Source organism: Salinisphaera sp. SWV1 (assembly GCF_052044155.1).
Taxonomy (GTDB): domain Bacteria; phylum Pseudomonadota; class Gammaproteobacteria; order Nevskiales; family Salinisphaeraceae; genus Salinisphaera.
In genome coordinates this window covers 1-584 of record NZ_JBQDYE010000151.1, presented here as the reverse complement: position 1 = coordinate 584, position 584 = coordinate 1, and the positions used below count along the sequence as shown (strand labels likewise).

Genomic DNA, 584 nt, shown 5'->3' with positions numbered 1-584 from the left:
GCACCCCAACGGATTTATGGAGCATCATCACCGTCTCATGCAGGCTGGCGGCCTGATGTTCATGGTGATGGTGCTCGCCCCCGTGCTCGGGGACGATCCATGTAAAAACAAAGACCAGCGAAAACTGCGCGATGATCAGAAGGGCCAGTAGCCAGTGCAAGAATCGGCTGACGAGTCCGTAATGTGTCGTTGAGTCTTTCATGATGCCCTTTTTAGGTTTTGATCGAGGTATGGCGGTTGGGTTGGTGGTGCCGGCATGGCCGCCTCCATCAGTGATGATGGGCACAGTGGGACTGGGCGTTGGCTTGCCTGGACAGAGCCCAGAGCCCCAGCCCGACACCGATGAAAATCAGATTCAGCCAAAATGTGTAATCCAGGCTGAAGAATTCCATTGATCCGACGTCGACCGTGCTTGAATCGGGCGCCCATCCGCCGACGGAGAAAATGAGATCGACGACGAAGCCGGTCACCGCCATGGCGATATACAGAATGACGCCTAGAATTGCCGCGAGTCGGGTGCCGTAGTATTGGCGATAGACCAGCAACATCGGGATGACGATCAAATCGCCGTAGATGAAGGCCAG

At 55.7% G+C, this 584-nt stretch carries 2 pseudogenes; both read right to left on the bottom strand.

Annotation, left to right across the window (positions count from 1 at the left end):
* Positions 1-286: pseudogene (locus ACS8YF_RS19960) on the bottom strand (hypothetical protein); the annotation flags it as partial.
* A pseudogene (locus tag ACS8YF_RS19955) lies at positions 270-584 on the bottom strand (permease); the annotation flags it as partial. The pseudogenes ACS8YF_RS19960 and ACS8YF_RS19955, both read right to left, overlap by 17 nt.